The sequence below is a fragment of the Aminobacter sp. P4_H6_2 genome (genome assembly GCF_056400805.1).
Map to the genome: position 1 here is coordinate 1 of NZ_JBFUKO010000658.1, position 2,877 is coordinate 2,877.

The window sequence follows — 2,877 nt, forward strand, 5'->3', positions numbered from 1 at the left end:
GCTACAAGCTGGTCCGATTTCATCACCAGAAGCCCGTGTTCCCCTCCGTCGACTGTTCCTAACTTAACATTCAAAAAGGCAAAATCTTGCAGTTCTTCGCCGTGAGGCGACGTTACATTGCTCATTCGAGCAGCCCCTCATTCCCCAAGCAGACAAAAACTTGACCTAAAAATACATGCCGTGCTCATAAAAGCGCACAGTTCAGAAAACGCACTCATACACACAATGGCAATTGTTAGACGATTACAGAAACTGTTGCAAGTAGACCATAGAATCTAGACACAGCACAATAAACCGTGTCGGTTTTCTGTGGAAACTCGTGGTATTGAATTGTTCTTTGTTGAACAGAAGTCTGGTCGCACGCGACTGAACACTACAGCAGGCGTGCCTTCCTCAAGACAAAGCCCTCGGCATAGAACTCTGGTGCGCGGCACTCCATGCCACGTAGGCGCGCCAACCCTTGAAAGGTCTCTTTGTCGAACCAGTCCTTCGAGCGCTGCGTTCCAAAGTGCTCGTGCAGCAGCAAGATCTTTCGATCCATCACAGCGCTTGTCAGCGGCACGTAGAAATTGGGCTGGCCAAGATCTCCGTCCCATTTCGGAATTTCATATTCGAGCAAAAGGTGATCGCGAAAGATGTTCCAGGTCAGCTGGTTGACCTCGCGGTGGTCTTGGTGGGCATCCTTGCGGGTGTGGGTAAACACGACATCAGGCGCAGTGCGTGCCCTCAGGTCGATCAGCCATTGCTTGATTGCGCGCCGCTGCTCGGGGAAATAGCTGTCTTCAAACCCGGCAAGCTCGATCCGCTGGTCCCTCGTTTCCCGCAGGAAAGCGCGGGCCGACCGTTCCGCCTCCTGGGCCCGCTGGCCAGTAGCGCTCAACACGCACCAGTGGACACTGAGCTGCACGCCGGCGGCGATCAGGCTCAAGAGCGTGCCGCCAGCGCCGATTTCGATATCGTCGGCATGCGCGCCAAGGCACAGAACCGAAAGCTGCTCGCCGCTTCGTGCGAGGCTCAGGCTCTTCATGAGGCGGCCTTGATGACGTTCCGCCTTGCCCGCTCGGCTCGAATGGCCGCGTTCCACGGCATGTCGCCATGCTCGACCATGTCTTCCAAGGATTGCCAATCACGCAAGGTATCCATCGAGCGCCAGAAGCCCTGGTGCTTGTAGGCCATCAGCTTGTTGTCGGCGATCAGCCGGCTAAAGGGCTCAAGCACCAATTCCTCGCCTTCCTCCATGTAGTCGAAGATCTCGGGGCGGAAGATGAAGTAGCCTCCATTAATCCAGATCTCGGACGTATCGGTCGTCTTAAACGAGCGCACGCGGCCGGTGTCGTCGATATCGGCGAGATGGTAGGTGAGGGGCGCACGCACGGCGAGGAAGCAGCCATACATGTCGCTGGCTTCGAACTTGGCGATCATGTCGTTGAGATCGACATCGGTCAGCCCGTCGGAGTAGTTGGCGAGAAACATCTTTTCGTTCTTCACCTGGTCCTTTGCCGCCCACAGGCGCTCGCCGATGTTACGCCAAATGCCGGTATCGAGCAGCGTAACGCGCCAGTCCTTGGTGCTCTCGTCAAGGAGCTGGATGTCCTTGCCGCCGCCCGACACGACGCAGTCGGAAAATGTCTGGGGGCGCGAGTTTAGGAAGAAGTCCTTGATGACATTGGCCTTGTAGCCCAGGCACAGGACGAAATCGTCGTGCCCATAGTCGCTGTACCATTGCATGACGTGCCGCATGATCGGCTGCTGGCCGAGCGGGATCATCGGCTTTGGAATAGCCTCGGAATATTCCCGGATGCGGGTGCCGCGCCCGCCACAAAACAGGACGACCTTCATCTTCATAGCTCCGCGGGATCGATGATGGTGACATAGGGGATGGGAACAACGAATTTCGCGCCCCAGCCTGAGACGTGGGACATCTGCCGGATGATCTCGTCCTGGAGGTTCCAGGGCAGGATCAGGATGTAATCGGGCTTGGCGTCGTCGATAGCCGCGACCGGGCGGATCGGAATATGCATGCCCGGCGTGAAGCGCCCATGCTTGTAAGGATTGCGGTCGACGGTGAAGTCGAGGAAATCCGGCCCGATGGCGCAGTAATTGAGCAATGTGTTACCCTTGCCGGGCGCGCCGTAGCCGCAGATGCGCTTGCCTTCATTCTTGGCCGAGATCAGGAATGCCAGCAGGTCCCGCTTGGCCATGGCGGCCTTGTGCCCGAAAGAGGCGTATGTCGACATGTTGGTCAGCCCGTGCAGCCGCTCGCGAGCCATGATTTCGCCAACGCGAACCGATATCGGCTGGGCGCTGTCTTCATGCGCGAGATAGACGCGCAGCGACCCGCCGTGAGTTGAAAGCTCTTCGACATCGACCAGCTTGAGCCCGTGGCGTTGGGCCATCATGTCGATAGTCACAGCCGAGAAGTAGGAAAAATGCTCGTGGTAGATCGTGTCGAACTGGTTTTCCGCGATCAGCCGCTCGACATGCGGAAACTCGAGCGTGATGGTGCCTTCCGGCTTGAGCAGGATCCTCATGCCGGCGACGAAGTCGTTGAGGTCGGGCACCTGGGCCAGGACGTTGTTGCCGATGATCAGGTCGGCTGCAGCACCCTCGGCGACCATTTTGGTGGCCAGGCGTTCGCCGAAAAAGTCGACCTGGGTCGGGATGCCTTTTTCAACCGCTGCCCGCGCCACGTTAGCTGCCGGCTCCACGCCAAGGACTGGCACGCCCAGCGGCAGGAAGTGCTGCAGCAGATAGCCGTCATTGCTGGCAAGCTCGACCGCAAGGCTGTCGTTTCCAAGCTTGAGACGCGCCGTGATCGCCTCGCAATATAGCTTGGCGTGGGCGACCCAACTGGTCGAGTAGGACGAGAAGTAGGCG

3 protein-coding genes are annotated in these 2,877 nt (G+C 58.1%); all 3 read right to left on the reverse strand.

Annotated elements, in window-relative coordinates; all coding sequences use genetic code 11:
* Nucleotides 1–373: 373 nt before the first annotated feature.
* On the reverse strand, nt 374–1,027 hold the full coding sequence (locus tag AC1DUU_RS28175; protein ID WP_476786639.1) for a PIG-L deacetylase family protein: 654 nt from the start codon (nt 1,025–1,027) through the stop codon (nt 374–376).
* Nucleotides 1,024–1,839 carry a sugar phosphate nucleotidyltransferase gene (locus AC1DUU_RS28180; protein ID WP_476786640.1) on the reverse strand — a complete coding sequence of 272 codons (816 nt, stop codon included), beginning with the start codon at nt 1,837–1,839 and terminating at the stop codon, nt 1,024–1,026. Before AC1DUU_RS28180 ends, AC1DUU_RS28175 begins: the two co-directional genes overlap by 4 nt.
* A 2-nt stretch (nt 1,840–1,841) precedes the next feature.
* Nucleotides 1,842–2,877, reverse strand: a 1,036-nt coding sequence (locus AC1DUU_RS28185) for a methyltransferase domain-containing protein (RefSeq protein ID WP_476786641.1), incomplete at its 5' end; no start/stop codon positions are given.